This is a genomic window from Snodgrassella sp. M0351, assembly GCF_016100575.1.
Taxonomy (GTDB): domain Bacteria; phylum Pseudomonadota; class Gammaproteobacteria; order Burkholderiales; family Neisseriaceae; genus Snodgrassella; species Snodgrassella alvi.
The window spans coordinates 1-2,221 of record NZ_JACFSG010000009.1 but is presented as its reverse complement, the minus strand read 5'-3'; the positions used below and the strand labels follow the sequence as shown (position 1 = coordinate 2,221).

Genomic DNA, 2,221 nt, shown 5'->3' with positions numbered 1-2,221 from the left:
ATAAAGAAGAATATGAATTAAATGATAAACAACTTATTGAGCAAATTGAGCAAGAGTTGAAAAAACTAAATTAAAAAGCTCCCCCGCCTTAACCAGCGGGGAGCTTTTATTGCTTTTAGACCTGCATCGCAAGTTCAATAATTAACTTATCCTGCTCTACTTTAATGATGACCGATTGACCGGCATAAAAGCCTATCTGCTCCAGCCAGCGCCCCTTGATGGTCAGTTGCGGTCTGGGGTTGCTGAACCCGCCGTTAGGCGTGTAACCTACGGTATAAAAGCGCTCAGTGGGGTGCGGTGCAGGTTCTTTGCATGTGGTTGATTTTAGCTTAGACTGTGCCTTAGCCATAATTAACTCCTGTGAAGTTGGTTTTGGTTAGCAGTGGTAGCAGGTTGCCGCCTATTATTGCTGCTTACTTATTGTTTTATTATTCTTATTTAGCCAGTAATTTAATCTGAGTCTTGGTTAAAAAGGCTTCTAAAAATATCTTAATCACGGTTTGTTTTCTTCTGGTAGCTTCTCAATCTTTTGAAACAGGTTTAAAAACTCATGGTCTTTTAATCTTGACTTGGTAGCTTGGTCTTGTGCGCCTTCTAGTATCTAATGCTAGAAAAGGGACGAAGCTTGAAATAGATCCAAAAAAATTTGATTATCTTTATGGCAAAGTAAATAGCGGAGAACATAATACTGCTCGCTCAACTCAATTATCCCAAATGATGAGACGGCTAGGGCTACAGACTAATGAATCAGGTACAGCTATTTTAACTGAATACTTTAATAAAGTAGTAAATACAAAAGGTAATGTTATTAATAATTACAAAAAAGGTTCTCAGAGTTTTGAAGTTAGAGAATCTTTCTTAATGGGTCCATCAGGAAAAGGCACTGTATTACAAACGTCATTTGAAATTATGCCAGATGGTTCACGTAGATTTGTAACAACAATTCCAAAAGAAGGAAAAAAATAAATGTTTATTCAATCTTTTCCAGATGAAATAGATTTGTTAGCTTTTTTTGAGGGAGAACCTATTTTTCAGAATACAGAGGATTTACACTTTGCATACAAATATACTGATCAAATTGAAATGTCTATACTTTTTTCGTTTAGTGCAACTGGAGGTTGGATACAAACAATTATAGAGTTTAAACAGAAAAAAATAGCGCACAATCTAATGGAGGGTGTGGAATACTTTAAGATAGAAAAAGATGTTGATGGTGAATACCTAACGACCGAAGTTGTACTAGAGGATACAAGAACAAAGGTTGAAATAAGATTACAACCTTTTATTTCTACTGAATTTTCAACATTAATAAGATGATTAATTGATCTGTCTTTGATTTAATCATAGGGTTGATATTATCAAGGACAGATCTATATTACTTTATTTTAGATAGGCTTCTCAATCCTGATAATCAATAACTACTGTTGCGCATCTATGATGAATGGCTGAGCGGTGGTAAAGCAGGAAAGGGAATGAATGGTAATTCTCTGGAATTGAATTCTTGGCAAAACTACCCCAAAAGACTATTGACGGTAAGCAATATGCGTCGATTGGAAACAGATTATATTCACAACATGCAGTTGATAGGATGCAACTACCAGAGTTAGGGTTCCCTGCCGGTACAGTTGGAGCTGGTCGTAACATTTCTCCTAATATTGTAGAGCACACTATACAAACTGGAACAAAAACCAGTTCAATGGTTAATGGTGTAAAAAGGACTGTATATTGGCGTGGTGATGTAGGTGTTGTTACCGAAAGGAATAGTAAAATTGTAGTGACCATTCTAAGAAGGAGTGAAAAGTGATGAATTGGATATATCCAGATGTTATTAATAATCTTAAAAAAAAATGTAATTCTTATTTAAATAAAAAAATTAGTTTGGATGAAATACAATCTAGTATTTATGAAGCTGAGCATCAAATACTGGCATTAGAAGAAAAATGGTTACGAGAATTACTATTTGATGCAGAAAATCAAATTGAATTAAATCGTTATACGATAGATAGTGAAAAGTTAGAACAATCTGTTGAACCTATTATCAAAAATATAATGACTAAAATATCATAATAAGAATGATTCCTACCTAACTATTAGAGATTCTAATTATTATCTTTCAGACTTATATAGCAAGTTGAGTAAATAATTTACCCTACTTTATTGTTATGGTTATGAGCATACCAGCATAAAATCTGAGCTCCTCCAATCAATGACCATTCATGGT

5 protein-coding genes are annotated in these 2,221 nt (G+C 34.2%); 4 read left to right on the top strand and 1 reads right to left on the bottom strand.

Features of this window, described 5'->3' with window-relative positions; all coding sequences use genetic code 11:
- Window positions 1–115: 115 nt before the first annotated feature.
- A complete protein-coding gene (locus H3V01_RS10865) occupies window positions 116–349 on the bottom strand; it encodes a SymE family type I addiction module toxin (RefSeq protein WP_041881195.1) in 234 nt (77 codons plus the stop codon).
- 236 nt (window positions 350–585) lie between these two features.
- Here H3V01_RS10865 and H3V01_RS10860 point away from each other — a divergent pair, with 236 nt between their 5' ends.
- The 4 genes from H3V01_RS10860 to H3V01_RS10845 all read left to right on the top strand — a co-directional run bounded on the left by H3V01_RS10860 (window position 586) and on the right by H3V01_RS10845 (window position 2,067).
- Window positions 586–966 carry a hypothetical protein gene (locus tag H3V01_RS10860; RefSeq protein ID WP_198186789.1) on the top strand — a complete coding sequence of 127 codons (381 nt, stop codon included), beginning with the start codon at window positions 586–588 and terminating at the stop codon, window positions 964–966.
- Complete coding sequence (locus H3V01_RS10855; RefSeq protein ID WP_198186788.1) at window positions 967–1,317, top strand: hypothetical protein; 351 nt, start codon at window positions 967–969, stop codon at window positions 1,315–1,317.
- A 184-nt stretch (window positions 1,318–1,501) separates the two neighbouring features.
- Window positions 1,502–1,804 carry a hypothetical protein gene (locus H3V01_RS10850; RefSeq protein WP_198186787.1) on the top strand — a complete coding sequence of 101 codons (303 nt, stop codon included), beginning with the start codon at window positions 1,502–1,504 and terminating at the stop codon, window positions 1,802–1,804.
- Window positions 1,804–2,067: a hypothetical protein gene (locus tag H3V01_RS10845; RefSeq protein ID WP_198186786.1), complete on the top strand. Its 264-nt coding sequence runs from the start codon at window positions 1,804–1,806 to the stop codon at window positions 2,065–2,067. The genes H3V01_RS10850 and H3V01_RS10845 overlap by 1 nt, the downstream gene beginning before the upstream one ends.
- Window positions 2,068–2,221 lie beyond the last annotated feature (154 nt).

Bases quoted from the DNA above. Each gene is read 5' to 3' on its own strand.
- H3V01_RS10845 (WP_198186786.1), top strand. From the start codon at position 1,804: ATGAATTGGATATATCCAGATGTTATTAATAATCTTAAAAAAAAATGT.
- H3V01_RS10855 (WP_198186788.1), top strand. From the start codon at position 967: ATGTTTATTCAATCTTTTCCAGATGAAATAGATTTGTTAGCTTTTTTT.
- H3V01_RS10865 (WP_041881195.1), bottom strand. From the start codon at position 349: ATGGCTAAGGCACAGTCTAAGCTAAAATCAACCACATGCAAAGAACCT.